1 protein-coding gene and 1 pseudogene are annotated in these 1,633 nt (G+C 23.5%); one reads left to right on the top strand and one right to left on the bottom strand.

The annotated features are described in order from the left end of the window. Nucleotides 1–114 precede the first annotated feature (114 nt). Nucleotides 115–850, top strand: a pseudogene (locus tag RI76_RS03285) (transposase); the annotation flags it as partial. Nucleotides 851–1,160: 310 nt separating this feature from the next. Here the strand turns inward: RI76_RS03285 and RI76_RS03150 are convergent. Then, nucleotides 1,161–1,301, bottom strand: coding sequence for a hypothetical protein (locus tag RI76_RS03150; protein ID WP_017192331.1), 141 nt, complete (start codon nt 1,299–1,301; stop codon nt 1,161–1,163). Nucleotides 1,302–1,633 lie beyond the last annotated feature (332 nt).

Here is a 1,633-nt window from a genome sequence, read left to right as displayed (position 1 = left end):
AAACTCCTTTTTTAAGTTTGGCTAAATAAAAAAACCAAACTGTTTATTTTAATTAATAAACAATTTGGTTCAATTAGTTGTTTTCTTTTGAATCCACTTTTGTGGGGCACCTCATTACAACAAAAACGTATTAATTCTTTATTTAAAGTGCATGAATATTTCCTTAGGTCATCGAACAAAATTACTGATTTATATCAAAAAATCTTTAATGAAACCATCGCTAAGAAAAAAGTTTATCTCATCATGAAAGAAAAAGGGATTTGTTGTCGTTTAAGAAGCAAAAAAAATAAATATCATTATCAACAATTAAAATCTCAATTAAAAATAGTTCCTAATTTAATTAACCAAGATTTTAAAAGCGCTGAAACAATGCAAAAACTATTCACTGACATTGCTTATTTTAAAAATTAACAAGGTTTTTTATATTTTTAGTTTATTATGGATTTTTTTAACAACCAAATTATCGCTTCTAATATTTTCAAAAAACAAAATAAAGAATTAGTTTTAAATATTATCACAAAAATTGTCTCTATTAAAAAACTTTGTTTTATTCATTCCGACCAAGGCGCAGTTTATCAATCGCAATAAATACAAGGAGCACTAATTTAAAAAAGGTTTTCTTATCAGCATGTCTCGTAAAGCAAACCTTTGTGATAACGTCGTTGTCATTGAGAACTTTTTTCGGCTAAATGAAAAGCATCTTAGAACACCATCATCTGTTTTATTTCAAAAACCAATGGCAAAAATAAAACCCCTCATTAACCAATTTCCTTCTTTTTGGAATAAACAATGGCCTTTAACTCAATTAAACTATCTTTCGCCTATCCAATATGGACAAAGTTTAAAATAAATCATTTAAACATATCTCTTTAAACTAGACCTTTGAAAAAAGGTATCTTTGTTACGTCTTTTTTTACAAGAAAATAATATAATTAAATATAATTAATAAAAAAATCATTTTATTTTCATTTTGTAGGAATGTTTTTAACTTTTTTTATCTAACTATATAGCGAAGGTATAAAATATTAGAAAAAATATCTTTTGAAACTAGCAAATTATAAAAAAATTAGACACTTTTTCATCTAATCAAAAATGTTTTGTTGGTTGTTTGAAAAGATATTAACAAATTATCACTTAATTTCAAGTATTAAAGAACAATTTTAAAGACAAAAGTTGTCTAAAAAAAACGGAACAGTCCAAATTTTATGAGATATTTTGGTTTCACAATGTTCGCATTCGGAAGTATGTTTTTCTTGTCTATCAAAATCATGTTCGTCATAAATCCATTGCAATTCTGTCATATTAAACTTCTTTTCAAATAAAAAGCGCATATTCCTTACTAATTTTCTTTGAAAAGATATAAATTTTATGTATTTTATTATACATTTTATTGCTTAAATTTTCTAATTTATTCATATTTTCACTCCTTTGGTTTTTAAGAATAAACCTTTTTTTAATAATTTAATTACAATTTTTCGGATATATTTTATTATACGTTTTTGTTGTAATCTTTTTGCCAATAATATAAGAAAAGAAGTGAAGGTGGATAAAGTTTATCTTATTTTTTTTCTTGATAAGATAATAATTTTTTGATTAATATCGTTATGTTATTTATAAATGTTATATAATTTAA

Source organism: Milkweed yellows phytoplasma str. MW1, from assembly GCF_000309485.1.
Classification (GTDB): Bacteria; Bacillota_I; Bacilli_A; order Acholeplasmatales; family Acholeplasmataceae; genus Phytoplasma.
This window is presented reverse-complemented; position numbering and strand designations above follow the sequence as displayed.

Coding starts and splice junctions, on each gene's coding strand:
- RI76_RS03150 (WP_017192331.1), bottom strand. CDS start 1,301: ATGACAGAATTGCAATGGATTTATGACGAACATGATTTTGATAGACAA.